The sequence below is a fragment of the Vibrio sp. genome (assembly GCF_038138445.1).
Lineage (GTDB): Bacteria > Pseudomonadota > Gammaproteobacteria > Enterobacterales > Vibrionaceae > Vibrio.
Map to the genome: position 1 here is coordinate 1 of NZ_JAYQDQ010000004.1, position 26,989 is coordinate 26,989.

The 26,989-nt window shown below is 42.1% G+C and carries 23 protein-coding genes; 18 read left to right on the plus strand and 5 right to left on the minus strand.

Annotated features, from left to right (window positions below; all coding sequences use genetic code 11):
* Nucleotides 1-78 precede the first annotated feature (78 nt).
* Entirely contained in the window at nt 79-1,692 is a 1,614-nt protein-coding gene (gene nadB / locus AAFM34_RS02320) for an L-aspartate oxidase (protein WP_341659567.1), read from the minus strand.
* Nucleotides 1,693-2,073: 381 nt separating this feature from the next.
* Between nadB and rpoE the strand changes: the two genes are divergently transcribed.
* From rpoE to acpS, 11 genes are all read left to right on the plus strand, one after another.
* Nucleotides 2,074-2,652 carry an RNA polymerase sigma factor RpoE gene (gene rpoE, locus AAFM34_RS02325; protein ID WP_114787006.1) on the plus strand — a complete coding sequence of 193 codons (579 nt, stop codon included), beginning with the start codon at nt 2,074-2,076 and terminating at the stop codon, nt 2,650-2,652.
* Nucleotides 2,653-2,678: 26 nt separating this feature from the next.
* Entirely contained in the window at nt 2,679-3,299 is a 621-nt protein-coding gene (locus AAFM34_RS02330; protein ID WP_341659572.1) for an RseA family anti-sigma factor, read from the plus strand.
* Nucleotides 3,296-4,261, plus strand: a complete 966-nt coding sequence (gene rseB / locus AAFM34_RS02335) for a sigma-E factor regulatory protein RseB (protein WP_341659574.1) — start codon at nt 3,296-3,298, stop codon at nt 4,259-4,261. Before AAFM34_RS02330 ends, rseB begins: the two co-directional genes overlap by 4 nt.
* A complete protein-coding gene (locus AAFM34_RS02340) occupies nt 4,258-4,728 on the plus strand; it encodes a SoxR reducing system RseC family protein (RefSeq protein WP_341659576.1) in 471 nt (156 codons plus the stop codon). Before rseB ends, AAFM34_RS02340 begins: the two co-directional genes overlap by 4 nt.
* A gap of 105 nt (nt 4,729-4,833) precedes the next feature.
* Complete coding sequence (gene lepA / locus AAFM34_RS02345) at nt 4,834-6,627, plus strand: translation elongation factor 4 (RefSeq protein WP_114787002.1); 1,794 nt, start codon at nt 4,834-4,836, stop codon at nt 6,625-6,627.
* Nucleotides 6,628-6,714: 87 nt separating this feature from the next.
* Nucleotides 6,715-7,611: a signal peptidase I gene (gene lepB, locus AAFM34_RS02350; RefSeq protein WP_341659579.1), complete on the plus strand. Its 897-nt coding sequence runs from the start codon at nt 6,715-6,717 to the stop codon at nt 7,609-7,611.
* Between the two features lie 15 nt (nt 7,612-7,626).
* Nucleotides 7,627-8,304 carry a ribonuclease III gene (gene rnc, locus AAFM34_RS02355; RefSeq protein ID WP_160931871.1) on the plus strand — a complete coding sequence of 226 codons (678 nt, stop codon included), beginning with the start codon at nt 7,627-7,629 and terminating at the stop codon, nt 8,302-8,304.
* Nucleotides 8,297-9,271: a GTPase Era gene (gene era / locus AAFM34_RS02360; protein WP_114786999.1), complete on the plus strand. Its 975-nt coding sequence runs from the start codon at nt 8,297-8,299 to the stop codon at nt 9,269-9,271. Before rnc ends, era begins: the two co-directional genes overlap by 8 nt.
* A 76-nt stretch (nt 9,272-9,347) precedes the next feature.
* Nucleotides 9,348-10,073 carry a DNA repair protein RecO gene (gene recO, locus AAFM34_RS02365; protein ID WP_341659772.1) on the plus strand — a complete coding sequence of 242 codons (726 nt, stop codon included), beginning with the start codon at nt 9,348-9,350 and terminating at the stop codon, nt 10,071-10,073.
* Entirely contained in the window at nt 10,070-10,801 is a 732-nt protein-coding gene (pdxJ, locus tag AAFM34_RS02370; protein WP_341659584.1) for a pyridoxine 5'-phosphate synthase, read from the plus strand. The genes recO and pdxJ overlap by 4 nt, the downstream gene beginning before the upstream one ends.
* A gap of 5 nt (nt 10,802-10,806) precedes the next feature.
* Nucleotides 10,807-11,190, plus strand: a complete 384-nt coding sequence (gene acpS, locus AAFM34_RS02375; RefSeq protein WP_341659586.1) for a holo-ACP synthase — start codon at nt 10,807-10,809, stop codon at nt 11,188-11,190.
* Here the strand turns inward: acpS and barA are convergent.
* Nucleotides 11,175-13,949, minus strand: a complete 2,775-nt coding sequence (barA, locus tag AAFM34_RS02380) for a two-component sensor histidine kinase BarA (RefSeq protein ID WP_341659588.1) — start codon at nt 13,947-13,949, stop codon at nt 11,175-11,177. The two genes, acpS and barA, sit on opposite strands and share 16 nt — an antisense overlap.
* Nucleotides 13,950-14,119: 170 nt before the next feature.
* On the opposite strand from barA, the gene rlmD reads away from it, so the two are divergent.
* The 7 genes from rlmD to AAFM34_RS02415 all read left to right on the plus strand — a co-directional run bounded on the left by rlmD (nt 14,120) and on the right by AAFM34_RS02415 (nt 23,442).
* Nucleotides 14,120-15,442 (plus strand): 23S rRNA (uracil(1939)-C(5))-methyltransferase RlmD, encoded by a 1,323-nt coding sequence (gene rlmD, locus AAFM34_RS02385; RefSeq protein ID WP_341659590.1) that lies wholly within the window; start codon nt 14,120-14,122, stop codon nt 15,440-15,442.
* Nucleotides 15,443-15,506: 64 nt separating this feature from the next.
* Nucleotides 15,507-17,726, plus strand: a complete 2,220-nt coding sequence (gene relA / locus AAFM34_RS02390) for a GTP diphosphokinase (RefSeq protein ID WP_239173373.1) — start codon at nt 15,507-15,509, stop codon at nt 17,724-17,726.
* A gap of 70 nt (nt 17,727-17,796) precedes the next feature.
* Nucleotides 17,797-18,591: a nucleoside triphosphate pyrophosphohydrolase gene (gene mazG / locus AAFM34_RS02395; protein ID WP_341659774.1), complete on the plus strand. Its 795-nt coding sequence runs from the start codon at nt 17,797-17,799 to the stop codon at nt 18,589-18,591.
* 163 nt (nt 18,592-18,754) lie between these two features.
* A complete protein-coding gene (locus tag AAFM34_RS02400) occupies nt 18,755-20,395 on the plus strand; it encodes a CTP synthase (RefSeq protein ID WP_152429571.1) in 1,641 nt (546 codons plus the stop codon).
* A gap of 82 nt (nt 20,396-20,477) precedes the next feature.
* Entirely contained in the window at nt 20,478-21,776 is a 1,299-nt protein-coding gene (gene eno / locus AAFM34_RS02405) for a phosphopyruvate hydratase (protein WP_341659597.1), read from the plus strand.
* 406 nt (nt 21,777-22,182) lie between these two features.
* Nucleotides 22,183-22,506: a hypothetical protein gene (locus tag AAFM34_RS02410; RefSeq protein WP_341659599.1), complete on the plus strand. Its 324-nt coding sequence runs from the start codon at nt 22,183-22,185 to the stop codon at nt 22,504-22,506.
* A gap of 444 nt (nt 22,507-22,950) precedes the next feature.
* On the plus strand, nt 22,951-23,442 hold the full coding sequence (locus AAFM34_RS02415) for a helix-turn-helix transcriptional regulator (RefSeq protein WP_341659601.1): 492 nt from the start codon (nt 22,951-22,953) through the stop codon (nt 23,440-23,442).
* Here the strand turns inward: AAFM34_RS02415 and AAFM34_RS02420 are convergent.
* The 3 genes from AAFM34_RS02420 to AAFM34_RS02430 are packed head-to-tail and all read right to left on the minus strand — an operon-like array spanning nt 23,408 to nt 26,277.
* Nucleotides 23,408-24,043 (minus strand): hypothetical protein, encoded by a 636-nt coding sequence (locus tag AAFM34_RS02420; protein WP_341659603.1) that lies wholly within the window; start codon nt 24,041-24,043, stop codon nt 23,408-23,410. The two genes, AAFM34_RS02415 and AAFM34_RS02420, sit on opposite strands and share 35 nt — an antisense overlap.
* Before the next feature lie 51 nt (nt 24,044-24,094).
* Nucleotides 24,095-25,378 carry an MFS transporter gene (locus tag AAFM34_RS02425; protein ID WP_341659605.1) on the minus strand — a complete coding sequence of 428 codons (1,284 nt, stop codon included), beginning with the start codon at nt 25,376-25,378 and terminating at the stop codon, nt 24,095-24,097.
* A complete protein-coding gene (locus tag AAFM34_RS02430) occupies nt 25,375-26,277 on the minus strand; it encodes a Rossmann-like and DUF2520 domain-containing protein (protein WP_341659607.1) in 903 nt (300 codons plus the stop codon). The genes AAFM34_RS02425 and AAFM34_RS02430 overlap by 4 nt, the downstream gene beginning before the upstream one ends.
* Nucleotides 26,278-26,989 lie beyond the last annotated feature (712 nt).

Below are 26,989 nucleotides of genomic sequence, written 5' to 3' on the forward strand. Positions count from 1 at the left end.
GATGGGATCATTCAATTGATCTGCCGATTAATGTTTAACTGATCGGCATTAGAGCCATAAGGCTCCCTTTTGAATCATTTAGAGCAATTTTTCAGGGCACAATATAGTTGGGCCGCTATTTGGTGTTAGCTCAGGATAATCGAGAGTATAGTGTAGTCCACGACTCTCTTTCCTTTCCATTGCGCAGCGTACCATAAGTTCTGCTACCTGAAGTAGGTTACGCAGCTCCAGTAAGTTATTCGATACCTTGAAGTTGCTGTAATATTCGTGTGTTTCTTGTTGCAATAATTGGATTCGGCGTAGAGCCCGTTCAAGGCGCTTATCTGTGCGCACTATCCCCATGTAATCCCACATAAATAAACGCAGCTCGTGCCAGTTGTGTTGGATAACAACTTCTTCATCAGAGCAACTAACCTGACTTTCATCCCATGCTGGGAGGGGGGGAGGCATAGTCGCTTTGTCTAGCTTCTCTATTATGTCGTTAGCGGCAGACCAAGCGTACACAACGCATTCAAGCAAAGAGTTAGAAGCCATGCGGTTGGCACCATGAAGGCCTGTATAGCTGACTTCTCCAACAGCATAAAGCCGTGATAAGTCTGTTTCACCTTGTTTGTTGACCATAACTCCGCCACAGGTGTAGTGGGCTGCAGGGACAACAGGAATGGGCTCTTTGGTCATATCAATGCCCAAATCGATAAGTCGACTGTAAATAGTCGGAAAGTGTTTCTCGATAAAATCTGAAGGTTTGTGGCTGATGTCTAAGTACATACAATCTGCACCGAGACGCTTCATTTCAAAATCAATCGCTCTAGCGACGACATCACGTGGAGCAAGCTCTTCCCTTGGGTCAAAATCGGGCATAAAGCGAGAGCCGTCGGGGCGTTTTAAGAATGCTCCTTCTCCTCGTAATGCCTCAGTAAGTAGGAAGTTTCTTGCTTCAGGGTGATACAAGCATGTTGGGTGGAATTGGTTAAACTCCATGTTGGCAACTCGACATCCAGCCCTCCAAGCAATGGCAATACCATCTCCAGAAGAAACATCAGGGTTAGATGTGTATTGGTACACTTTTGATGCGCCGCCAGTCGCGAGCACGACAAACTTACTTCTAACGGTTTCAACTTGCTCTTGATTACGGTTCCATATATAGGCGCCGATGACTTTGGCTGCATCCCCCCCAACTTTGTCTTCGCATATTAAATCAAGCGCATTGTGCCGTTCTAAAACGGTAATATTAGGGTGGTTGTGTGCATTATCTTGAAGCGATGTTTGCATCGCCATGCCAGTTGCGTCGGCAGCATGCAAAATTCTTCTATGGCTATGTCCACCTTCTCGAGTTAAATGATAACGGGGCTTATCATCGCTATCACCCTCTTCTCGATCAAAAGGTACGCCACCATCGATCAGCCATTGGACGCAAGTTTTTGCATTTTTGGCGATAAACTCGACGGTCTCTTGTTCACACAATCCAGCACCTGCAACAAGAGTATCTTGTACATGAGAATCAATACTGTCTGACTCATCAAAAACTGCAGCAATACCGCCTTGTGCATAGTAAGTTGAGCCTTCACTTCTCGGCCCTTTGCTTAACACTATCACCTTGCCGTACTCGGCTACACGCAACGCCAACGACAGACCCGCTGCGCCACTACCCACCACTAACACATCGCATTGATGTTCACGGTTTGTGTTCATAACACTTTTAAATTCCTGAATAAAATAGTACTGACCCCTATGAGGTATAGGATATCAGTCATTACATAAGGTTGCTCATTGAGCTGACTTTATTGTCGTCATTAAGCTCAAATACGCGGAGTATGTCGATAATATTAACACCGGAATGAATGCAATTCTTTGTAAATAACATTGCTTTTGGATGCTATCATCCCCACAATCATTGATCATACAGTCATCGAATCATCGCTTGTTAGACAAATTCCGCAAAAAAATGAACTTTATATTTATCACTGAGTCACAATAGTGCTCAAGTAAGCGGTGGTGTCAATACTACGTTTTGAATAATTAATGCTCATATCTGTAAGGTAGGGGTCGATAACAATAGGAGTACACGCTCGAATGAACGAGCAACTGACCGATCAAGTGCTTATTGAGCGAGTTCAGAATGGAGATAAGCAAGCCTTTAATCTCTTGGTGGTAAAATACCAAAACAAAGTCTGTAACCTTATCTCTCGCTATGTCAATAATCCTGGTGATGTACCTGATGTAGCACAAGAGGCATTTATTAAAGCTTATCGTGCTATACCAAGTTTTCGAGGAGAAAGTGCCTTCTATACTTGGTTATATAGGATAGCGGTTAATACTGCTAAAAATCACATTGTTGCTCAAGGGCGTAGGCCACCAGCGCAAGATGTAGATACTGAAGAAGCTGAATACTACGAAACAGGTAGTGCATTGAAAGAAATTTCGAACCCTGAGAACTTAACGTTGTCCAAAGAATTGAAACGGGTGGTTTTTGGTGCGATCGAAGCACTGCCTGATGATTTAAAAACGGCAATGACGCTGCGAGAACTGGATGGTTTGAGTTATGAAGAAATTGCTGCGGTAATGGAATGTCCAGTAGGAACGGTACGTTCGCGTATCTTCCGGGCTCGTGAAGCGGTTGAGAAGAAGATCCAACCTCTTTTGCAACGCTAATGCCAGTAAGGTTAATGGTGAAAAGAATGGCTGACAAAGAGAAAATTTCAGCACTCATGGATGGAGAATTGGTTGATAAAGCACTAATTAGCGAATTAGAGCAAGACCAGTTTAGCCAAGAAACTTGGAACAATTATCATTTGATTGGTGATGTGATGAGAGGTGAATCTCCCCAAGCAATGGAGTGGGATATCGCCGATAGCGTTGCGCTTGCATTGGAAAAAGAACCGGCTCATTCCAGAGCATCTGCGAAAGGTGTGACAGAAGTTAATTCACCTGTAGAGCAGCCCAATCCATTGAAAGCAAGGCTTAAACTGCCTGCATGGCTGAATCAGTTTGGCCAAGTTGCGGTTGCTGCCTGCGTCTCTTTGGCGGTAATCCTTGGCGTACAACAATATGGCGGTAGTGAACCTGGACAGGCAGATTTAGAACAGCTCCCCGTTTTGCAAACTATCCCGTTTTCGGGTAGTGCAGAACCTGTAAGTTTGACTCGCAGTTCGGTTGAACATCCAGCAGCATCAAATACAACCAACGTTCAGGAGCAGAGACGGCGCATTAACGCAATGTTGCAGGATTATGAGCTGCAATTGCGTCTAAATGGTGACGTTACAGAGCATAATGACAAACCAGAAACGGTAGTTGAATGAAAAAAATTCTGACCAGTGTACTGGCACTGTTCAGTTTGAGTTCGCCACTCGCCTTTGCAGAAGAAAGAACTGCAGAGGCGTTGTTGCATCAAATGAACGAGGCCAGTCAGCACCTCAGCTATGAACTTTCTTATATTCTGATTAAGAAAAATAGTATTGAGCCTCTTTTATACCGTCATGCTCGTAATAATAATCAGCAGCTTGCTCATCTCGTTTATTTAAGTGGCCCAAGTCGGGAAGTAATAAGACGTGGAAGTGAAGTCAGTTATATCGAACTAGGCGTTGAACCTTTTACTATCGAATCGGGTAACATAGTTGCACCTACTATCCCACTTCTAAATAGTGATGTGGAAGAGCTCAGTCGGTTTTATGATTTCATCCAGGTTGGTCGTGCTAGAGAAGCAGGGGTGGCCTGTCAAGTTTTGAGAGTTGCTTCCAAAGACGGCCTTCGTTACTCCTATATATTGTGGGTAGATGAGAAGACTAAATTGCCGCTCAGAGCGGATCTCGTTGATCGAGACGGTGAAGTACTCGAGCAGTATCGGACCATTTCCTATAGTGTTAATGACAATATATCTGAGATATTAAGTGCACTAAATACGGTAAAGTTACCTGGCGTGTTGTCTTTACCTAAAGGTGCATTAGAGGACAGTTTCTGGACAGTTGGCTGGATTCCCAAGGGTTTTGAATCCACTGAGCTTAATCGCTATAGAATGGGAAGCACTGAGCGTATGGTGGAAACACAAATGTTCAGCGATGGTCTGTTTAGTTTTTCAGTTTATATTTCACAAAGTGATGACTACTCATTGAAAGGTCAACTTGTTCGACAAGGTCGCCGCACACTACACAGCTATGTTAAAGGTGATAAAGAGATATCTGTGGTTGGTGATATTCCACCAGCAACCGCGAAAAGAATTGCCCAGTCGGTGACCATAAAAAAATCTATGGAAACAGCACAATGATGACGGCTCTGGCTACTGTTACCTCGGTTACTCCTCATTCAGACGGCTTTATTGTTGAACTAAGTTGCGATCAACAAACCAGTTGTTCTAAGTGTTCATCCCAAAAAAGTTGTGGTACTGGGATTGTATCTAAAGCAGTAGGTAGCAAATCATTACATTGGCAACTAAATACTTCTGAGCAAGTTAAAACAGGTCAAGTGGTTGAAATCGGTCTTCCAGAAAGAGATATTTTACAATCAGCGAGTCTGGTTTACCTTGTTCCATTGTTTGCCATGATTTTCGGAGCTCTATTAGGAGAGTGGTTACTAAGGCCTGTATTTGGCCAAGGAGAAGGCTTAGTGATTGCCTCTTCTGCTCTTTGTGCGGTTATCGGAGTCTGTTGTGCTAAACGGTTAGTGATGAAACTTGAGCAACGGTCTTTAACAGATGTCAAATTGCTGCGTGTATTAGGCAAACCAATTAGCTAGTGCGAATTGTCTAGAAATTGGTTAGAATCTGCCAACTTGATCGAAGTGCCGCGAAAACGCGGCCTTTTTATGTCCCTATTTTTAAGAGTTTAGTCACACCATATCATGAAGCATATTCGTAATTTTTCGATAATCGCCCACATCGACCACGGTAAGTCGACCCTATCTGACCGTTTGATCCAAGACTGTGGAGGATTGAGTGACCGTGAAATGGCAGCTCAAGTTCTCGATTCTATGGACCTAGAACGTGAGCGTGGTATCACCATTAAATCTCAGAGTGTGACACTCAATTACACAGCTAAAGATGGTGAGACGTATCAACTGAATTTTATTGACACTCCTGGACATGTTGACTTTGCCTATGAAGTTTCTCGCTCTCTTGCTGCATGTGAAGGTGCTTTGTTGGTCGTTGATGCCGGGCAAGGCGTAGAAGCTCAGACTCTGGCAAATTGTTACACAGCGATTGAGATGGACCTTGAAGTGGTTCCTATTTTAAACAAAATTGATTTGCCAGCTGCAGATCCAGAGCGTGTTGCCGAAGAAATTGAAGAAATCGTCGGTATTGATGCAATGGAGGCAACCCGTTGCTCGGCAAAAACCGGACTGGGTATCGAAGAGGTACTTGAAAATATAGTTTCAGCGATCCCTGCACCAGAAGGTGACGAAAACGCTCCATTGCAGGCGCTTATCATTGATTCTTGGTTTGATAACTACCTTGGTGTTGTATCTCTAGTACGAATTAAAAATGGCGTGCTGAAGAAGAACGACAAAATTAAAGTTATGAGCACAGGACAAGTTTGGGGTGTCGACCGTCTGGGTATTTTTACGCCTAAGCAAGAGGACACAACACAGCTTAATACTGGTGAAGTAGGCTGGGTTGTATGTGGAATCAAAGATATCCTTGGTGCTCCGGTTGGTGATACTTTGACGCTTGCAAAACATGGTTGTGAAACACCTTTGCCTGGCTTTAAGAAAGTGAAACCACAAGTTTATGCTGGCCTTTTCCCTGTATCGTCGGATGATTACGAAAACTTCCGTGATGCTTTGGGCAAACTTAGCCTCAATGACGCGTCTTTATTCTATGAACCAGAAAATTCTGCTGCATTAGGCTTTGGTTTCCGCTGTGGTTTCCTTGGCATGTTGCACATGGAAATCATTCAAGAGCGTCTTGAGCGAGAATATGACTTAGATCTTATCACTACAGCGCCGACTGTGGTCTACGAAGTTAAGCAAACAGATGGTGAACTTCTGTATGTGGATAGTCCAGCTAAACTTCCTGCCGTGAATGACATTGAAGAAATACGTGAACCGATTGCACGTTGTAATATTCTTGTGCCTTCTGATTATCTAGGTAACGTGATTACTTTATGTGTTGAAAAGCGTGGTATTCAAGTTGATATGGTTTACCACGGCAATCAAGTCGCTGTAACTTATGATATTCCTATGGCGGAGGTGGTGCTTGACTTCTTTGATCGCTTGAAATCGACTTCTCGTGGTTATGCATCATTGGATTACAATTTTCAGCGTTTTGAAGCATCAAACATGGTTCGAGTCGACGTATTGCTCAATGGTGATAAAGTCGATGCTTTGGCATTGATTACACACAAAGATAATTCTCAAAGCCGTGGTCGCTTGCTTGTTGAAAAGATGAAAGAGTTTATTCCTCGCCAGATGTTTGATATTGCTATTCAAGCGGCAATAGGCAATCACATCATTGCTCGTTCAACAGTGAAGCAGCTGCGTAAAAATGTAATTGCAAAATGTTATGGCGGTGATGTTAGCCGTAAGAAGAAACTGCTGAAGAAGCAGAAAGAAGGTAAGAAGCGTATGAAGCAGATCGGAAATGTGGAGCTACCTCAAGAAGCTTTCCTTGCGATTTTGCATGTTGGTAAAGATTAGATAATCGTTTTCTGATAAATTAACCTATGACTAAGTGAAAGGGTTACAGCTCTTTCACTTTCGTGTTTTAAGAGATAAGGGAAGTCAATGGCGAATACATTTTCACTGATCCTAGTTATTGTCACTTTGGTAACCGGTATTGTTTGGATACTGGAAAAGTTGGTGTTTGCTAAAAAACGTCATGCTCAACTTGCGACAATCGAAGCTCAAACCCAACAGCTTGATGCTACAGTGACAGAAAAGGTGGTTAAGCAGCCATGGTGGATTGAAAACTGTGTGTCAATTTTTCCGGTTATTGCTGTCGTGCTTGTATTGCGCTCGTTCATTTATGAGCCATTTCAAATTCCATCGGGTTCTATGATGCCGACTTTGCTTGTCGGGGACTTTATTCTAGTAGAAAAATACGCTTATGGTCTTAAAGATCCGGTATGGCGTACTCAGTTAGTTGAAACGGGTAGACCGGAGCGCGGCGATGTCACTGTGTTTAAGTATCCGCCACAGCCAAACATTGATTACATCAAGCGTGTGGTCGGCTTACCTGGCGATTTAATTCGGTATAGTGGTGATAAGCAGTTATGTATTCAAAAGTCGGGTACGTCAGTGTGTGAACCTGTAAAACTGTCTAATGTTGAAGAAAGTGAATTTAGTGACAGAGGAATTCAGCAGATTCAGATGACAGAAGAATTAGGTAGTGTTGCACATAATGTTTTGGTTAATCCGTTGGTTCGTAACCCTGTTGAGCAGTATTACCCTCGTAGTGGTACTACTGAGTGGGTGGTACCCCAAGGGCATTATTTTGTAATGGGTGATAACAGAGACAATAGTGCCGATAGTCGTTTCTGGGGTTTTGTGCCTGAAGCTAATTTGGTCGGTAAGGCGGTTGCGATTTGGATAAGCTTCGAATTTGAGCGTGATGCAGATAGTATACTGCCTTCATGGATCCCAACAGGTGTGCGCTTTAATCGCATCGGTGGTATTAAATAAATATATCGAGAGAGCATGAATTCTCCCATATCTAAATTAGAAAAAAAGCTTGGTTACTCTTTCAATGATGCTGAGCTTATTCAATTAGCGCTGACACATCGCAGCGCTCATGGAAAACATAACGAGCGCCTAGAGTTTCTGGGCGATTCAATTTTAAGTTTTGTTATTGCTGATGACCTTTATCACCGTTTCCCTGACATTAATGAAGGGGATATGAGTCGTATGAGGGCAACTTTGGTTCGAGGTAATACCCTAGCTGAGTTAGGGCGAGAGTTTGAACTCGGAGATTACTTAAAGTTAGGCCCAGGTGAGTTGAAAAGTGGTGGCTTTCGCCGCGATTCTATTCTTGCGGATGCGGTTGAAGCTGTGATTGGTGCTATCTATCTAGACAGCGGGATTGAAGCGGTACGTGGTATTATCTTGAGTTGGTACCAGCAGCGTCTTGAGGCTATTCAGCCTGGAGTATCGCAAAAAGATCCTAAAACGCGCTTGCAGGAATTTCTTCAAGGGCGAAGAAAACCTCTGCCTGTGTATACAGTGACTAATATTAAAGGTGAAGCACATAATCAGCAATTTACTGTTTCGTGCGAAGTAGCAGGTATAGGAACGCCTGTGATAGGTAAAGGCACCAGCCGCCGCAAGGCAGAACAAGCGGCTGCGGAAATTGCACTAGAGCAACTAAATAATGACTGATTCATCAGAAAAAAACGATTTTGATATTGATGCGTTTTTTGCATCAAGTGGCGAGAAAAGTACTCCAGAGAACCAACATTGCGGCTTTATTGCTATTGTTGGAAGACCTAATGTGGGTAAGTCGACTTTGCTAAATCGAATTCTTGGACAAAAGATTTCGATTACATCGCGCAAACCACAAACTACGCGACATCGTATTATGGGCGTGGATACTCAAGGGGATTATCAAGCAATTTATGTTGATACTCCGGGTCTGCATATTGAGGAAAAACGAGCCATCAACCGTTTAATGAATCGAGCGGCTAACTCATCACTTAGTGATGTAAATTTGGTGTTCTTTCTTGTCGATGGTACTCACTGGACCAAAGACGATGAGATGGTCCTAACTAAGTTGCAAAAATCCAACTTCCCCGTTGTACTTTGTGTGAACAAGGTTGATAACGTTCAAGACCGCAATGATGTTATGTTGCATATGATGGACATGTCGAAAAAGATGGAGTTTGTCGATGTAGTGCCTATTTCTGCTAAACATGGCAAAAATATTGATGTACTGCGTAAACATGTGCGTGATCATTTGCCCAAAGCAACCCACCATTTTCCAGAAGAATACGTTACAGATCGTTCTCAACGATTTATGGCTTCTGAGATAGTTCGCGAGAAACTGATGAGGTTTACTGGTGAGGAGTTACCTTACTCTGTAACCGTTGAGATCGAGCGCTTTGATTACAACCCAGAAACAGATGGCTTTCATATCAATGCCTTGATCCTTGTTGAGCGCAGTGGCCAGAAGAAAATGGTGATAGGTAAAGGCGGCGAAAAAATCAAAACTATAGGCCGGGAAGCTCGCCTTGATATGGAAGAGTTATTCGGTCGTAAAGTGTACTTAGAGACTTGGGTTAAAGTGAAATCTGGCTGGGCAGATGATGAACGAGCTCTAAGATCTTTGGGATATATCGACGACCTCTGATTTTTGGAGGGCTTCTATTGCTCCCCCATCATTGAGATAAGGAGCCTTGGCTCCTTATTTTTTGGGTATCAATATGATAGCAGAAGGCTTACAGCGATGTTTTGTACTCCATAGGCGTCCTTATAGTGAGTCGAGCTTGATCCTCGATGTATTCAGTGAGGAATATGGCCGGCTAACCTTGATGTCAAAAGGAGCTCGTAGCAAACGCTCTCAACTTAAAGGAGCCTTACAACCCTTTACTCCCTTATTACTTAAGTGGTCAGGTAAAGGTTCAATGAAAACACTTCGTCAAGCAGAGCCCATCAGCCTTGGCTTACCTCTTTCAGGTCTCACTTTGTATTCAGCCATGTATGTCAATGAATTGTTGGCGAGAGTTTTGATGGCTGAAGTTCCTATGCCAGCTCTATTTCATGATTATCTTGCCGCTTTAACAGAGCTGGCTCAGTGCGATAACCCTGAGCCAGCTTTGAGACGTTTTGAGTTAGCGCTTCTATCTGCGATGGGTTATGGTGTCGATTTTATGCACTGTGCAGGGACTGGAGAGCTTATTGAGCCAGATATGACATACCGCTACAGAGAACAAAAGGGTTTTATTGCGTCGGTTCGTCAAGACAACTTAACCTTTTTAGGTAATGAGCTAATAGCAATTAGTGAACGTAGATTTACTACCAAAGAGCAATTAAAAGCAGCAAAACGCTTTACACGAATAGCCTTAAAGCCTTATCTTGGCGGGAAACCATTAAAAAGTAGGGAGTTATTTATGCAAGTTATGGCTTCCAAGTCACGGAGTAGTGGAAAATGAGTTCTATTTATCTGGGTGTGAATATTGATCATATTGCGACATTGCGTAATGCTCGAGGCACTAAATATCCTGATCCTGTCCATGCCGCTGAAATTGCAGAGCGGGCAGGTGCTGATGGAATTACCATCCATCTACGAGAAGACCGTCGCCATATCAAAGATCGTGATGTTCACATTTTACGTGAAACGATTCAAACTCGCATGAATCTTGAAATGGCAGTTACGGATGAAATGGTTGAGATTGCACTAAAAACTCAACCTGAATATGTTTGCCTTGTACCAGAAAAAAGGGAAGAACTCACAACAGAAGGTGGACTTGATGTTGTTGGGCATTTAGAAAAAGTAAAGTTGGCGACAAAGGCTTTGAGTGAGGCTGGTATTAAGGTCTCTTTGTTCATCGATGCAGACAGAGAGCAGATTGACGCTGCAAAAGCGTGTGGCGCGCTATTCATAGAGCTTCATACCGGGCATTACGCTGACGCCGAGAATGACGATGATCAGCAAGATGAACTGAAAAAAATTGCAGCAGGGGCAAGTTATGCTGCTGATCTGGGTATTATCGTTAATGCAGGCCATGGCCTGACATATCATAATGTTGCACCAATCGCTGCTATTCCAGAGATTCATGAACTAAATATTGGGCATTCAATTATTGGACGTGCTGCTTTTGATGGGCTTCACAAAGCGGTAGCTGATATGAAAACGCTTATGGTTGACGCTCGTAAGTAACTATTATGGCAATTGTTGGTATAGGAACGGATATCGCGGAAATTGAGCGCATTGAGAAAGCATTTCTTCGCTCTGGAGAGAGTTTTGCAAAGCGTGTTTTAACAGAGCAAGAGCTAGAGCGGTTTGCCTCTTTAAAGCAGCAGGCTAGGTTTTTAGCCAAGCGATTTGCAGCAAAAGAAGCAGCGTCTAAAGCACTCGGCACTGGCATTGCCCAAGGCGTTTCTTTTCATGATTTTACTATTAGCAATGACCAATATGGAGCACCCTGTTTGTCGCTATCTGGTAAAGCATTGGAGATTGCGCAACAGAAGCAAATCAACAATATTCACCTGTCTATTTCTGATGAACGTCATTATGCTGTTGCAACGGTCATTTATGAATCTAAATAAGAAGCAGCACTTTTAGTTACTTTCTCCATTTCATCTTGCAGTTCAAATAACTCTGGCTCTAGGTCTAGAATACTAGAGCCAGAATTCAGTCCTTTTTCAATAGTGGAGCAAATCTGTTTTAGTCTAGGCACGCCACAATAGGCACTGCTGCCATGCAGTTTGTGAACATGGCGCAGTAGAGTTTTAGTGTCGTCGTTTTCTTGAGAGAGTGAAGACTCAACCACTTCTCTGACTTCCGGTATGTAATCAATCAGCATTTGTAACATATCTCGTGCAAGATCAGTTTTATTCGCCGATTGTTTTAGTGCTGCTTTCCAATCGATAACCGTAGAATTATCTGTAGTGAGAATATCGCCAGATTGTTGTTTGTTATCGTGTTGAGAGGTTTCTGCTTTGCTAGCCCCTGCACTTGACGGGCTCCATTTGATCAAAACATGTTGTAGAACATGTTCTTCTATGGGTTTGGTTAGATAGTCATCCATTCCTGCGCTAAGTAGCCTATCTCTTTCACCACTCATGGCGTGAGCAGTGACAGCAATGACTGGGGTACTAGCGTTGCGCTGAATCTTCTTAATCTTATGGCAAGCCGTTACCCCATCCATTTGAGGCATCTGAATATCCATAAAAATAAGATCAAAGTCTTGCTGCTCGGCTTCAGTGACGGCATCGAGTCCATTGGTATGCGTCACGACTTTTTCGACCCTTTCTTGCAGCAGAGCACTGATAAGTTTTAGGTTTGCTGGATTATCATCAACAGCCATTACCGTGAGCGGTAATTTTTTGTTAAAGGTAGGCTTTATCTCGACAGCAGTAAGATCTTTTTGCTTTTTCGCTAAAATCTGTAGCAATTTTCTACGTGACAAAGGTTTGGTAATACAATGAACATCATGAGTTTGAATCAGGTGATCAGATAAAGCGAGATCAGTACTTGGGATACCTACCACTACATGAGGAGAGCATTGTTTCGCTTGCTTGACCCATTGTTCGATTTGTTCCAGTGAATGCGTTTTATTAGGTGCTAAGTTGAGTATGGTGTAATCATAGTGCTTCTCTTCAAGCGGAACGGATGAACGATAAGTGACGATCAAGCCCTGCTGAACAAGTGATTGCTGGATAACGGATGCCGCTTGCATATTGGGTTCTATGAGCAGTAAGGTGCGCTGATTAAGCGACTCAGTTTCTAGCAGGCCGCTTACTGGCATGTCGGTCGAGTGAAGTTTTAATGTGAACCAGAATGTAGAACCCTGGTGGAGCCTGCTTGTTAGGCTAATCTCACCTCCCATTTGCCCCACGAGCTTTTGCGTGATGACTAAACCTAAGCCTGTACCACCATAGCGACGAGAGATACTCGCATCAGCTTGACTAAATGCCTGGAACAGCTGAGCTTGCTGCCTTTCTGAAATGCCAATGCCCGTGTCACGAACCATAAACTGTAGTTCGATAACGTCTTCTTTTTGTGAGCGTAATTCAACGCTGATGTCAATGTTGCCCCTTTCGGTAAACTTGATCGAGTTGCCGACTAAATTAGTGAGAACTTGCTGAATTCGAAGCGGGTCACCGATCACTCCATTAGGAATTTTAGGGTCGACTTTCAGTGTCACTTCAAGCCCTTTTTCATGGGCGCTAGTGGCTTGTAAGCTGACAACTTCTTCCAGTGACTCTTGAAAATCAAACGGAATATTTTCTAAGGCCAGTTTACCGGCTTCAAGTTTCGAGAAATCAAGAATATCATTGATGATGCTCAGTAGGTTATTAGCTGATTTTTCAATTGTTTGTAGGTAGTCAGTTTGGTTATTGGTTAGTTTGGTCTTGAGCATTTGGCGAGTAAAGCCAATGACGCCATTAAGTGGGGTGCGAAGTTCATGGGACATATTTGCTAAAAACTCAGATTTTACTCGGGCGGCTTCTTGCGCTCGTTTTTTAGCAATATCCAACTCAACATTCTGAATCTCTAGCTGCTCTAAGGTTTCTCTTAGATCAGAGGTGGCTTGATCGATACTGTGCTGCATTTCAACGTGGTATTCAGATAAGGACACAGCCATGGCGTTAATACCATTTTTTAAAGTATCGAGCTCACCATGCATTTTACCCTCGATTCTGACGTCTAAATGCCCTCGGCTAATCCTATCCACCATATTTTTCATATGTGAGATAGGCCGAGTGACGTCATGCATGAGTCGGTGTGCAAAGATTGCCGATAATCCAAGCCCCGAAATGAGCACTAAAAACGCAGAAAAGATCTCTTGATATTGTTGAAGCCTTAATGACGACAGATCCAGTTCAATAGCGATGTAGCCTAATGCAGAGTTTTTGTTTTGACTCTTAGCTGCCGCAAGTAGCCCTGATTCTGCAACAATAGGGGCTCTTAAGATGAGGGTATTTTCTTGCAGATCTGATGTGACCAAAAGTGGAATGGGTTCATTACGAGGAAAAGTCAGTGACTCGAAATTAGGGTGAAAGTTAGAGGTCACAAACAGCTCATGGTTGTAATCGAAAACAGCGATACTTCGAACGAATTTGGAATTTTTACGGTGAGCGTAACTGATGATCCTTCGTACTGCTTCTCGACTGTTGTTTTTCAATCCTTCTTCACTGGCAATGGCTAAGGGTTCGACAATACTTAATCCCGAGTTGATGACTTGCTTTTCAAGATCGTGATAGCGGTTGAAGGAGAAAAAGGCACTCAGGAGCAAGCCAATAATTAAAGTCGGCGCTAAAGTAAGAGTGATAACGCGGGCGCGTAAGCCATATCTGGTCATTATTATCTAAACATCGTGGTATGGATATGGGAAAATAACTTCCAAACAAAAAGAAGCCGTCGAATACTTAAGCATAATAAACTCGCTCGGCTCAGACAATCATTCAAGTATGAAAAGATGATACTTGGATACGAATATCGAGCAATTGTAACAAGGCAAAGAACAGAGTTATGGCGCGTTTCTTCCAACCTAAAAAGAAAACTCAACTGAATACTAAGCACCAAATACTGAAAATTGAAAAGCTTGATCATCATGGTGCTGGTATTGCTTATCAAAACAAAAAGCCTATTTTTGTTGAGGGCGCACTACCTGGAGAAGAAGTGATTGCTCAACTGACAGAGAGCAAAAGTAAGTTTTCAAGGGCGTCTTTAATTAAGATTCAGAGCACTAGCTCGCAGCGTATTGAACCTTTTTGTCCACATTACAGCGAATGTGGAGGCTGTAATATGCAGCACCTAAGCAGTGAGAACCAGTGGGAGTATAAACAGCAGACCTTGAGTCAGCTTATGAGTAAATTTGCGCGGCAAACTCTTGAGTTAGAATTGCCAATTTTGGGTAGAACACAAGGATATCGCAGGCGTGCTCGAGTGAGCGTAATGCAAGATAAAAAAACTCGCCAGCTTCAATTCGGTTTTCGCAAAAAAAACAGTAACAATATTGTCAACCTAACACATTGTCCTGTTTTGGAGCCTGACCTGAATGCAATATTGCCTGATTTGTCCCAATTGTTGCAGGGTTTCTCTCAACCTGAGCATATTGGTCATGTAGAATTAGTCAGAGCGGACAATACCTGTATTCTCGTTTTACGTCATACCAAAGCATTACCTTCCCGAGACCATCAGTCGATAATTGATTTTGCTAGAGCTAAGCAAATCAGTTTGTACCTGATGCCATCCTCCAAGGATGTGGTGCTTGAATGGGGAGAGTCGGGCGTCTACCAAGAGATTGGGCTAACCATCCCCTTTGAGCCTAATAACTTTATACAAGTAAACCAAGAGGTTAATGCCAAGATGGTCGCGCAGGCATTAGACTGGTTAGCGTTATCGTCGCAAGATACTGTATTAGACCTATTTTGCGGGTTAGGTAATTTTAGTTTGCCCATGGCCAAATTAGTGAATTCAGTGGTTGGTATTGAAGGGATTGATGAGATGGTTGAAAAAGCTGCTCACAATGCCCAAATAAATAACATAGAGAACGCGACATTTTTTCAAGCAAATTTGGAACAAGATGTGTCTGGCGAGCCATGGGCCAATCAAAAATTTGATAAGATACTCCTCGATCCAGCAAGAGCTGGAGCGAATGGTGTCATAGAGAAAATTTCCGTTTTTGGTGCCACGAGAATCGTTTATGTTTCTTGTAATCCTGCAACTTTAGCGCGAGATTCTCGCAGTTTGCTTGAGCAGGGCTATGAATTGAAGCGACTCGGAATGCTGGATATGTTTCCGCATACGAGTCATCTAGAATCCATGGCGTTATTTGTGAAGGCTAAATAAGAACTTAACTCGATAAGAGCAGTCTTACCCTACGAAAATAGAAAGTGATAACAGGATAAAGAGAATGGTTGCGGTACGAAGCGCACATTTGAATCAAGATGAACAGTTTGATTTAGATACTTGGATAGTCAGTTTAAAGCAAGATGCCAAGGTGGCTAAACGTCTTAAGGAGGTTTACCTCCGTTGCGAAACCATTTTGGATCAGAGTGAACAAAGGCCTTTGCTATTGTGGCGTGGCCGAGAAATGATCGAAATCCTGACAACGCTTTCTATGGATAAAGCTACCTTAGTTGCCGCTTTATTGTTTCCTCTGGTATCAAGTGGAGCTTACGATCGCGAAGTTTTGGCTGAAGACTTTGGTAAAGAAACCATTAAATTGATCGATGGTGTGGAGGAAATGGCCGCACTTGGACAGCTGAACGTGACGATAGAAGGGAGTGCTGCTTCTGCTCAGGTTGATAATGTCCGTAGAATGTTACTCGCCATGGTTGACGACTTTCGCTGTGTCATCATCAAGTTGGCCGAGCGCATTTGTAACTTAATTGAGGTGAAAAAGGCGCCAAGTGAAGTTCGTTGCGCGGCGGCTAAAGAATGTACCAATATTTATGCGCCCCTCGCTAACCGTCTAGGTATAGGCCAGCTTAAATGGGAAATTGAAGATTATGCGTTTCGCTATCAGCAACCTGAAACTTATAAGCAAATTGCTAAGCAGCTGTCAGAGCGACGCATTGTACGAGAGCAATACATAAAAGATTTTGTTGACGATCTCTCCAATGAAATCACAACCTCAGGAATCAATGCAGAGGTAAGCGGACGCCCCAAACATATCTACAGTATTTGGCGAAAAATGCAGAAGAAAAGTTTGGCGTTTGATGAGCTTTTCGACGTACGCGCCGTTCGTATCATCGCTGATAAGTTACAAGACTGTTATGCAGCGCTTGGAGTCGTCCACACTAAGTACAAACACTTACCGAGTGAATTTGATGACTATGTTGCTAACCCCAAACCCAATGGTTATCAATCTATACACACTGTGATTCTCGGACCTGAAGGGAAAACCATAGAAATTCAGATCCGCACTAAAGACATGCATGAAGACTCTGAGCTTGGAGTTGCTGCTCACTGGAAATATAAAGAAGGTGGTGGCGGTAGAAGTGGCTACGATGAGAAAATCACTTGGCTGCGTAAACTGCTTGATTGGCAAGAAGAGATGTCAGACTCTGGCGAAATGTTGGATGAAGTGCGCAGTCAGGTGTTCGATGATCGCGTATATGCCTTCACGCCTCGTGGTGATGTGGTCGATTTACCTATGGGCGCCACGCCACTCGATTTTGCTTACCACATTCACTCAGAAGTGGGTCATCGCTGTATAGGTGCTAAGGTTGCGGGCCGGATTGTTCCTTTTACGCATAAGCTGTCTATGGGGGATCAGGTCGAGATTATTACTTCGAAGGAGCCTAACCCTTCTCGTGATTGGTTAAACCCATCGATGGGTTTTGTGACTTCAGGTCGTGCACGGGCTAAAATTAATGCTTGGTTCCGCAAGCAATCGCGCGAGAAAAACTTAGAAGCTGGTCGTGAGATCCTTGAAACTGAGCTAAATAAAATTGGCGCAACACTAAAAGATGCTGAGCAATATGCTCTCAAGCGATTTAATGTCAATAGCGCTGATGAACTGTATGTTGGGATTGGTAGTGGTGATTTACGCATTAACCAGATCATCAACCATATCAATGCACTGGTGAACAAACCTACCGCTGAAGAAGAAGATCAGCAGGCCCTTGAAAAACTGCAAGAAGCGGAAAACAAGCCGCCAGTATTGAGTCGTCCGAAAAAAGATGCAGTTGTGGTTGAAGGGGTTGATAATCTGATGACGCATTTAGCCCGTTGTTGTCAGCCTATTCCTGGTGATGAAATCGCTGGTTATATCACGCAAGGGCGCGGCATTTCAGTGCATAGAGCTGATTGTGAGCAACTTGAAGAACTTCGCCACCATGCTGCGGAAAGAATCATCGATACCGTATGGGGAAATGGCTATGTGGGTTCTTATATACTCACTGTGCGTGTTGAAGCTATGGAACGTAGCGGCCTGCTCAAAGACATCACCACATTATTTGCCAATGAGAAAATAAAGGTGACCAGCATGAAGAGCCGAGTTGATTACCGCAATCAGTTATCGATTATGGACTTTGATCTTGAAGTGACCAATGTCGAAGTCTTATCTCGCGTCTCCAAGCGGGTGGAGCAGATAAAAGACGTCATGTCAGTCAAGAGATTAGGTTAGTTGGTTTTCAATTTAATTTTAAGGTGAGTGGTTGATGCCACTCACCTTTTTTGTTTAAAGGAAAAGAATGATGAGTCACCCAATAGAAGAATTAGAACAAATAATGATCAAGTTACGTGACCCTGAGCAAGGATGTCCGTGGGACTTACAACAAACATTTGACACTATTGTTCCACATACGATTGAAGAAACTTATGAAGTAGTAGATGCCATTCACAAGCGAGACTGGGCCAATTTACAAGAAGAGTTGGGCGATCTTTTGTTTCAAGTGATTTTTTATAGCCAGCTAGCGAAAGAGCAGGGGTTGTTTGAATTTTCCGATGTCGTTACTGATGTTAACCAGAAGCTGACTCGTCGCCATCCACATGTATTTTCGGATGTAGAGTTTTCAAGTGAAGAAGAAATAGCAGATAACTGGGAAGCAGAAAAAGCGAAAGAGAAGGCTCAAAAAGGCAGTTCTGAACAAAGCATTTTAGACACTGTCCCTAATTCATTACCTGCATTATCGCGAGCAAATAAAATTCAAAAAAAGTGTGCCCGTTATGGATTTGACTGGGATTCTTTAGGGCCAGTGGTCGACAAAGTTCGAGAAGAAATTGATGAGGTGATGGATGAAGCGCTTCAGGTATCGCCAAATGAAGAAAAACTTGAACTAGAGCTGGGAGATTTATTGTTTGCCACAGTGAATTTAAGTCGTCATCTAGGAAAAGATCCTGAATCGGCATTGAGTAAAGCTAATCATAAATTTATGCGCCGCTTTAAAGGGATAGAATCTATTGTTGCGACACAAGGTAAACAATTGAAAGACTACGATTTAGAGCAGCTTGACGAGTTTTGGAATCAAGTCAAACAGCAAGAGTCATAGTTCGACATAGCCAAAAATGCGCTATTCTAATTTGATTTGAAGCAAGAAATAAAAAATGACAGTGTGATAGATTTCACGTTGTGGCGATAAGGGTCTTCTGGTATATTTATCTCCCGTCCAGAAGAAAACCCATTTCCCTCATTCAACCAATTTCAGGTTAAACATGACGACAAATTACATTTTTGTTACTGGCGGGGTCGTATCCTCTCTAGGTAAAGGTATTGCAGCAGCATCACTTGCCGCTATTCTTGAAGCTCGTGGTCTTAAAGTGACTATGATGAAGCTGGATCCGTACATTAACGTCGATCCGGGTACCATGAGCCCAACTCAGCACGGTGAAGTTTTTGTAACGGAAGATGGTGCTGAAACTGATCTAGATCTTGGTCACTATGAGCGTTTTATTCGCACTAAGATGAGTAAACGCAACAACTTTACTGCTGGTCGTGTTTATGCCGATGTTCTGCGTAAAGAGCGTCGTGGTGATTATCTAGGTGCGACGATTCAGGTTATTCCTCACATCACTAATGCGATCAAAGATCGTGTGATTGCAGGCTCTGAAGGTCATGATGTCGCTATTGTTGAAGTCGGTGGTACAGTCGGTGATATTGAATCTTTGCCATTTATGGAAGCGATTCGCCAGTTAGCTGTGGAATTAGGACGCGAGCGTGCTATGTTCATGCACCTGACTTTGGTTCCGTATCTAGCCGCCGCTGGTGAAGTGAAAACAAAACCCACTCAGCACTCTGTAAAAGAGCTGCTTTCGATTGGTATTCAGCCTGATATTTTGGTTTGTCGCAGCGATCGCATGATCCCTGCCAATGAACGCAAGAAGATTGCATTATTCTGTAATGTTCCAGAGAAAGCCGTCATTTCAATGAAAGACGTTGACTCTATCTACAAAATCCCACAGTTGATTAAATCTCAAGGTCTTGATGACCTTGTTTGCGCTCGTTTTGGTATTACGGCCCCTGAAGCTGACTTGTCTGAATGGGAGCAAGTCATATACGAAGAAGCTAACCCTACAGGTGATGTCACCATAGGCATGGTCGGTAAGTACATCGAGCTACCTGACGCATACAAATCCGTCAACGAAGCGCTCAAACATGCGGGTCTTAAAAATCGACTCAATGTCACCATCAAATATGTAGACTCTCAAGATGTTGAGAGTAAAGGTGATGAAGCCTTGGCTGGCCTTGATGCGATTTTAGTTCCTGGTGGATTTGGTGATCGTGGTATTGAAGGTAAAATTCGCTCTGCCCAATATGCGCGTGAAAATAATGTTCCCTATTTAGGCATTTGTCTTGGGATGCAGGTTGCACTGATCGAATACGCGCGCAATGTCGCAGGTCTTGAAGGTGCACATTCAACAGAATTTAATAAAGAGACTAAGTACCCCGTGGTTGGATTGATCACAGAATGGGTTGATGGCGAAGGTAAAGTTGAAGAGCGTACAGAAACCTCAGATCTTGGTGGTACCATGCGTCTTGGTTCTCAGTTGTGTCACCTAGAGAAAGGCACTAAAGCGAGAGAGTTATACGGCAGTGCTACTATCCATGAGCGTCACCGTCACCGCTATGAAGTCAATAATGTACTTCGACCTAAAATTGAAAAAGCTGGCTTGAAAGTGTCAGGTTTATCTGCGGATAAAAAATTGGTAGAGATGATTGAGAATCCAGCTCACCCTTGGTTTGTAGCGGCTCAATTCCATCCAGAGTTTACCTCGACACCACGAGATGGACACCCGCTATTTGCTGGTTTTGTAAAAGCCGCAGGTCAATTTTCTCGCGGTGAGTTTGAGAAGTAGAAAAAAAGGATATAGGCAGTAGCCAAAGTTGTGCTGCTGCCTTTTAAGTTTGACATTTATATTTGAACGAGAGGAATCATCAATGTCTAAGATCGTTAAAGTTCTAGGTCGTGAAATTATCGACTCACGTGGTAACCCAACCGTTGAAGCTGAAGTGCACCTAGAAGGTGGCTTTGTTGGTATGGCTGCAGCACCATCTGGCGCTTCTACAGGTTCACGTGAAGCTCTTGAGCTTCGTGATGGTGATAAAGCCCGTTTCTTAGGTAAAGGTGTTCTAAAAGCAATCGAAGCAGTAAATGGTGCGATTGCAGACGCTCTAGTTGGCAAAGATGCGAAAGATCAAGCTGCTGTTGATGCGGTTATGATTGATTTAGATGGCACAGAAAACAAATCTAACTTCGGTGCTAACGCTATCCTAGCGGTTTCTCTAGCGAATGCTAAAGCTGCGGCAGCTGCCAAAGGTATGCCTTTATTCGAGCATATTGCTGAGCTTAACGGTACTCCGGGTCAATTCTCTATGCCTTTGCCTATGATGAACATCATCAATGGTGGTGAGCATGCAGATAACAACGTTGATATTCAAGAGTTTATGATTCAGCCTGTTGGCGCTAAAACTCTGAAAGAAGGTCTACGTATCGGTGCAGAAGTTTTCCACAACCTAGCTAAAGTACTGAAAGCGAAAGGCATGAGCACAGCAGTTGGTGATGAAGGTGGTTTTGCGCCTAACCTAGAATCAAACGCTGCTGCACTTGCAGCAATCAAAGAAGCGGTTGAACTAGCGGGTTACGAGCTTGGTAAAGACGTTACGCTAGCGATGGACTGTGCTGCATCTGAGTTCTACGACAAAGAAGCGGGTAACTACAACATGAAAGGTGAAGGTAAAATCTTCTCTTCTGAAGAGTTTAACCATTACCTAGCTGGTCTAGTTGAAGAGTACCCAATTGTTTCTATCGAAGACGGCCTAGATGAGTCTGACTGGGATGGCTTTAAGCACCAGACAGAGCTACTTGGCAACAAGATCCAACTTGTTGGTGATGATCTGTTTGTAACCAATACTAAGATCCTTGCGGAAGGTATCGAGAAAGGCATTGCTAACTCAATCTTGATCAAGTTTAACCAAATTGGTTCTCTGACTGAAACACTAGCTGCTATCAAGATGGCTAAAGATGCAGGCTACACAGCTGTGATCTCTCACCGTAGTGGTGAAACTGAAGATGCAACCATTGCTGATCTAGCAGTTGGTACAGCAGCAGGTCAAATCAAAACTGGTTCAATGAGCCGCTCTGATCGCGTTGCTAAATACAACCAGCTAATCCGTATCGAAGAAGCACTAGGCGAACGCGCTCCTTACAAGGGTCTTAAAGAAGTTAAAGGCCAGTAAACACAGCTCTTTTAGCTAGCTTTATTAAACATCGCCTCTACTATTAGAGGCGATTTTTTATGGCTATGATTTTATTCAGAGTACTCTTTATCACCTGTCAGAGGAAACCTAAGATCGAAACTTTTTGGGGTTTATTTGGCTGCTTATTTTGGGTATGGCTGATTTCTGGACAGAAACCAATTAGTGCAAACTTTGCAACAACTGGTCGTTTGGTATATTGATGGACAAAAAGTGAGTTTGAATAGAAAATTGTTGGAGCAACGCATGACCTCCCAGAATCGTCGTTTCAAGCATCGAGGTTCGCTACTTGCAACGCATCAAATGGTTGGGACAAATACATGCCGCTAACCGAACAGACTGAAATAATCTTCTTTTAGATATCAAAGCCTCTGAGCTCAATAATCGTATGATTGACCTATTATTTTTCTTAGCTTTAGCTGTCTATTTTCTATTTTGCTCTGGAAGTGATACCAGCAAAAAACAAGCATCTATCGCCATGTTGGTTTACCTTGTCTACCTATTTGTTTACAAGGTTATTCCTCCTTTTCCAGCAATGACGACCAAGTATGATGGTCAGCTCTATGGCTTTATGCCACTTGTTTCTTTAGGCGCTATTTTACTCCCCCATTTTAATGGTCAATCGCCTGAAGTAGTCACACGATCATTAGGCTGGTTAGGAATAATTACCGCTATTTTCGTTATGCTCTGTTTTAAGTTCTACGTCTGGTAGTCCTAAATGTTAAGCTCATTCAGCTAGTCTTTGGTTTGGCCTCAATAGTTAGCACCTATTGCCAGCTATCGTCATTTTCTCTTGAATAAAAAAGCCTCACGAAGTGAGGCGATATCTGCTTTGCAGTAAATACGTCTTAATAATAACAAGCCGTAAACTCAATTGACTATTTAACCTATGTCGAGACTATTGGAACACATCTCAAGTGATAATATTTGCATAAAAGTCAGATACAAACAACAATAAATGACAATATTTTCAATTTATATCTACTTAATACGACAAGTCTTGTATACATAACTGTGGTTGAATGCTATTTTGCAACTATTAACATTTTAGATGCGATTGCCCTGTTAGTTAATCATAAAAATATAGATATGATTTTTAGGGTACTGTAAACGTCATCTAATAGAGAAACTTGCATAGGAAAATTTGGAAAATAAGATGCCACAATCCCCAGACATAAGGCTGCGAACGGCTAGGATAGGAAAAGGATACCCTACAGCTAAGTTCTTTGCAGAAAAGTATGGACTAGCTTATACGACTTATATAAAACACGAGAGTGGAAAGCTTGCTTTAACAGAGAAGGCCGCAAAAAGATATTCGGAGATTTTAAGCGTACCTATCAATTGGCTTCTCACTGGTGAGACGATAGATGATACGGAGAAAAGACAATACACCACTTCAAGGTCTCTTAAAAACAGAGTTATAGAGCCAGCTTTGTTCCCATTTGCCCTCGCTTCTGTCTCAAAGGCAATTGGGAAGTTTGATGAGGATATTGACTATCATCAGTTATATGAAAAATGTAAGAATATTATTTCTCAGATTCTAACTGAAACTGATGATATAGAGCGTTCAAAAGACTATATAATGTCAATTTCAACAATGCATAGTGATGAACTCAAGAAAAGAATTTTGAAGGAGGTAAAGAAATAACCCCTGTATCACTCCAGCCTTTTGAAAAGTCATCTATTATTTTAAAGTGTCCATCATTAAGAATGATTTCATCAATACAAGGTATTTTATAGTCGTAAAACTCGCCGATCCTCTGTTCGAAAAGGCTAAGAATAAAGGCTCCAATATTTAGTATCTCTTCAGCATTATTGAAGAATGTTAACATGTTTTTTTTATTTGAACATTTTGATGCGACAGCGACATTAAGATAACAATCTCCGACAGGGTGGATAAAGGACATGCCAGAATGCAAACTGTGAATTCTCTCTTTAAAGGATACTATCTTATTATAACTTAGTTCATTTTGATCGGGTGAGATAAGCCGCCAAGGTACCACAGGTAAACCTTCTAATTTCCATGGCGCTAAAGCATTTTCGTACTTCCCCATACCCAAGTCAGTATAGCTTTTGATATATCCAACATTTGGGCACAAGTTGATCACTTCTTTATTTGGCAGAATAAAGTTGACCGCAAAGTGGTCAAGGCAACCATACCTCCTGAAAACATAGTCAATACATTTTTGAGATATTTCCCTTTGCCATAATACCGTTGGCAAACTAGTAAAGTTTATATTTCCAGCCATTCTAGCATCCAAAAATAAATATGAATGCCAGAATGGTAACACCTATCAAACTTATTTCATATCTTTAGGTTGAGAGGTTTTATTGTATAAGTTATTTTCAGTTAAACCTAAGTAGAGTGATATGATAGCCACAACACATAAGCCAGACAGATATAGTTTTATTGGAAGTAAATTTCCTGTAGACATATAGTGCATAATGATCACTGGAGATAAACCACCAAATATTGCTGCTGATGTATTGAATGGTAACGCTACGGCCGAATTTCTCACTTCGTATGGAAATAGGCTGTGATATAAGCTTGGCAATGGAGCTAGAATAAAAGCAATGATGCATGCCCCAAGAAGAGCGAGCAACAAACTAGCGTCTTCACCACTTCCCATTCTGAAGCTTATCAAGGTTGCTAATACAGGAACTATTGCTACAAAGAAAAATCCTAATGTCTTGGTGGACATTTTTCTTGTATAGATAATCGAAGCAATAGGAATAAAAATAATGATTGCCAACAGTAGTAATGAGTTTAGCCCGACTAAGCTAATCGCATCTTTAAAAGATTCTGATTGATTCAAAGACCAGTTAATGACGCAAAATGAAAACGCATAAAATATAGTTTGTGCAAACGCATTGATGCCGAATATAGAGAGCAATCCTCTCTTGTAGCCACAGAATACTGATTTGTAATGATCTATGAGGCTAACTCTTTCCTGTTCTGATACAGCAAGGTCTTCTATTACAGACTTTCGAAGAACATAACAAAGAATGCTGGCTGGTAGACATAGGAAGAAACCTACACGCCATACCCAGAGAGGTAGGGCATCAACAGATATAGCATAGGCTATCAGTGAACCTACTATTGCACCCAGTAGTAAACCGAGCTGCGCACTGGAGTAAGAAAGACTGCTTATAATTTTCCTAGTATCTTCATTTGCTTCTTCACCAAGGTATACCAATGAAGTAGTAAATTCTCCACCCCCAGAGAGACCTTGCATTACCCTACATGCGAAAAATAAGAAAAATGCAAATCCTCCAATAACTTCTGAGCTAGGGATTAATGCCAATAACGTCGTCCCGAGCGACATCATTAAAACCGAATAAAGAAGAGCCTTTTTTCTCCCATACATATCTCCTATGTAACCAATAATCATCGCACCTATTGGCCGAAATAAAAAACCTACCGAATATACTAAAAGTAAATTTAACCAACTGTTTTGGTTACTCCCTGCATAACCGATGCTCTGAGCGACAGAAGTTGAGAGATAAATGAAAAGTGAAAATTCATACCACTCTATGACGTTACCAGCCAGACAAGCCTTTATATTTTTATTGTTCTTAATCATAATTGAAAGTTTATTTTTTTATTGAATCTATTGTTTTGGTTTAAATAAATTTGAATATTTTCAAGGGACTCTGTTGTTGCACTACCTTGCTCTTTCGAAAGACTTAATGCCCATTTCCCAAGAGAGCAGTAAACATCCGAAAGCATCCCATCATCATATTTTAAAGCATCTAAATGTTTCTTTACGGTCTCGGAGTCTCCTCTCGCTATTGGTCCTGTCAAAGCGGATACAGACCCCAAAGCGAATATATTAGTAATGGTGCCACGAATAATTGGCTCCATCAATTTGAGCGCGCTCTGCCTATCAAGACCAGAATCAACATACATTGAGGTTGCTGCTTCTATCAGGGCAACAAGGTTATTGCACGCCATCACAGTCGCGCCGTGATAAAGGGCTTTTTTTTCTGTGTTGATTCTAATTATCTGCCCCCCAATTCTTTGAAAACATTCCTCAAGTATGCCAAGTGCTTTTTCATCCCCTTCGACTGCGCAAAAAGTCCCCTTAAAATCTAACACTGCAATAGAAGGGTCAGCAAAGCTCTTGACCGGATGCACGCTAGCGATATAGCACCCATGTTCCTGTGCTCGTTTAAAAAGGCTTGAAGGAGTAACACCACTGCAATGAAAAATCACGCTACCTTGCTTAAAGTTGTGGACATTTAACATGCGGTCACACACTTCTCCAAGAGCCCCATCTGCTGTTGTTACCATATACAAGTCAGCTTGCTCCATATCAGTCAAGTCGGTAATAGGAGTTCCTTCGCCAATAAATGCAGCCGATTTTTCAGCGTTTAATCTGGTTCTGTTATAAATCGAACCAACATGCACAACTCTAGTATCGACAAGAAGTTTTCCAAGTGTTTGACCAACACGACCTGCCCCCACAATATTTATTTTCATACTTATTCCCAAGCTAAATAATTAACTGACACAATCTAAATATAGATATAACTATCAATAGATTAATAAGAAATTCATGAACACATTATCGGGGAAAGAGAGTTAATTCAATACTCGCTTGTATATTGATGAAAGGTAGTTTTTTGGTTATTTTAGAGTTAGAAATGGCAGCGTGTCGATATGAGCTCTGCCATTTATAATGATGCATTATTCCTCTCACTCAAACTGTCAGCAGACAATATGGATTGTTAAAAAATATGTCATTAAAAACTATATTCGACCATTAGAACTGTAAAGTTTGATCATTTTCCGCTTCGTTACTCACGAAATACAGAATAAAAGACAATAAATTGTGATCATTTTCTAGTATGAAAACGGACAGTTTGAACTGGAGTTAACACTGGTGTCGTTGGACAACAAAGATCGAAACTTAAACTCAATTATTGCTTCCATCCAAAGAAAGTTTGAAACTTACTTTTGGACAGAATCTTCTCAGAGTAATCACTTAAATTAGAAATATACGGATAACTTTTTGTATCGAAAGTCGCTTAGAAAGTGCAAATATGACACGAACATTTAGCGATAAATGTCACACTAACTTAATTGCGCTAGCTATGAACAATCCATTGGGCTTGTAAATCCACTGGCATCTCTTCTTTTTCGCTTGTAGATAGCTTCAAAAATTCGTGAGCGTGACATCACGACCTTACAT

What these genes read in the sequence shown, in the direction of transcription:
- rpoE (WP_114787006.1), top strand. Translation starts at nt 2,074, where the DNA reads ATGAACGAGCAACTGACCGATCAAGTGCTTATTGAGCGAGTTCAGAAT.
- AAFM34_RS02340 (WP_341659576.1), top strand. Translation starts at nt 4,258, where the DNA reads ATGATGACGGCTCTGGCTACTGTTACCTCGGTTACTCCTCATTCAGAC.
- AAFM34_RS02400 (WP_152429571.1), top strand. Translation starts at nt 18,755, where the DNA reads ATGACGACAAATTACATTTTTGTTACTGGCGGGGTCGTATCCTCTCTA.
- lepB (WP_341659579.1), top strand. Translation starts at nt 6,715, where the DNA reads ATGGCGAATACATTTTCACTGATCCTAGTTATTGTCACTTTGGTAACC.
- AAFM34_RS02430 (WP_341659607.1), bottom strand. Translation starts at nt 26,277, where the DNA reads ATGAAAATAAATATTGTGGGGGCAGGTCGTGTTGGTCAAACACTTGGA.
- AAFM34_RS02410 (WP_341659599.1), top strand. Translation starts at nt 22,183, where the DNA reads ATGATTGACCTATTATTTTTCTTAGCTTTAGCTGTCTATTTTCTATTT.
- rseB (WP_341659574.1), top strand. Translation starts at nt 3,296, where the DNA reads ATGAAAAAAATTCTGACCAGTGTACTGGCACTGTTCAGTTTGAGTTCG.
- rnc (WP_160931871.1), top strand. Translation starts at nt 7,627, where the DNA reads ATGAATTCTCCCATATCTAAATTAGAAAAAAAGCTTGGTTACTCTTTC.
- AAFM34_RS02425 (WP_341659605.1), bottom strand. Translation starts at nt 25,378, where the DNA reads ATGATTAAGAACAATAAAAATATAAAGGCTTGTCTGGCTGGTAACGTC.
- AAFM34_RS02420 (WP_341659603.1), bottom strand. Translation starts at nt 24,043, where the DNA reads ATGGCTGGAAATATAAACTTTACTAGTTTGCCAACGGTATTATGGCAA.
- AAFM34_RS02415 (WP_341659601.1), top strand. Translation starts at nt 22,951, where the DNA reads ATGCCACAATCCCCAGACATAAGGCTGCGAACGGCTAGGATAGGAAAA.
- eno (WP_341659597.1), top strand. Translation starts at nt 20,478, where the DNA reads ATGTCTAAGATCGTTAAAGTTCTAGGTCGTGAAATTATCGACTCACGT.
- era (WP_114786999.1), top strand. Translation starts at nt 8,297, where the DNA reads ATGACTGATTCATCAGAAAAAAACGATTTTGATATTGATGCGTTTTTT.
- AAFM34_RS02330 (WP_341659572.1), top strand. Translation starts at nt 2,679, where the DNA reads ATGGCTGACAAAGAGAAAATTTCAGCACTCATGGATGGAGAATTGGTT.
- barA (WP_341659588.1), bottom strand. Translation starts at nt 13,949, where the DNA reads ATGACCAGATATGGCTTACGCGCCCGCGTTATCACTCTTACTTTAGCG.
- rlmD (WP_341659590.1), top strand. Translation starts at nt 14,120, where the DNA reads ATGGCGCGTTTCTTCCAACCTAAAAAGAAAACTCAACTGAATACTAAG.
- pdxJ (WP_341659584.1), top strand. Translation starts at nt 10,070, where the DNA reads ATGAGTTCTATTTATCTGGGTGTGAATATTGATCATATTGCGACATTG.
- mazG (WP_341659774.1), top strand. Translation starts at nt 17,797, where the DNA reads ATGAGTCACCCAATAGAAGAATTAGAACAAATAATGATCAAGTTACGT.
- lepA (WP_114787002.1), top strand. Translation starts at nt 4,834, where the DNA reads ATGAAGCATATTCGTAATTTTTCGATAATCGCCCACATCGACCACGGT.
- acpS (WP_341659586.1), top strand. Translation starts at nt 10,807, where the DNA reads ATGGCAATTGTTGGTATAGGAACGGATATCGCGGAAATTGAGCGCATT.
- relA (WP_239173373.1), top strand. Translation starts at nt 15,507, where the DNA reads ATGGTTGCGGTACGAAGCGCACATTTGAATCAAGATGAACAGTTTGAT.
- nadB (WP_341659567.1), bottom strand. Translation starts at nt 1,692, where the DNA reads ATGAACACAAACCGTGAACATCAATGCGATGTGTTAGTGGTGGGTAGT.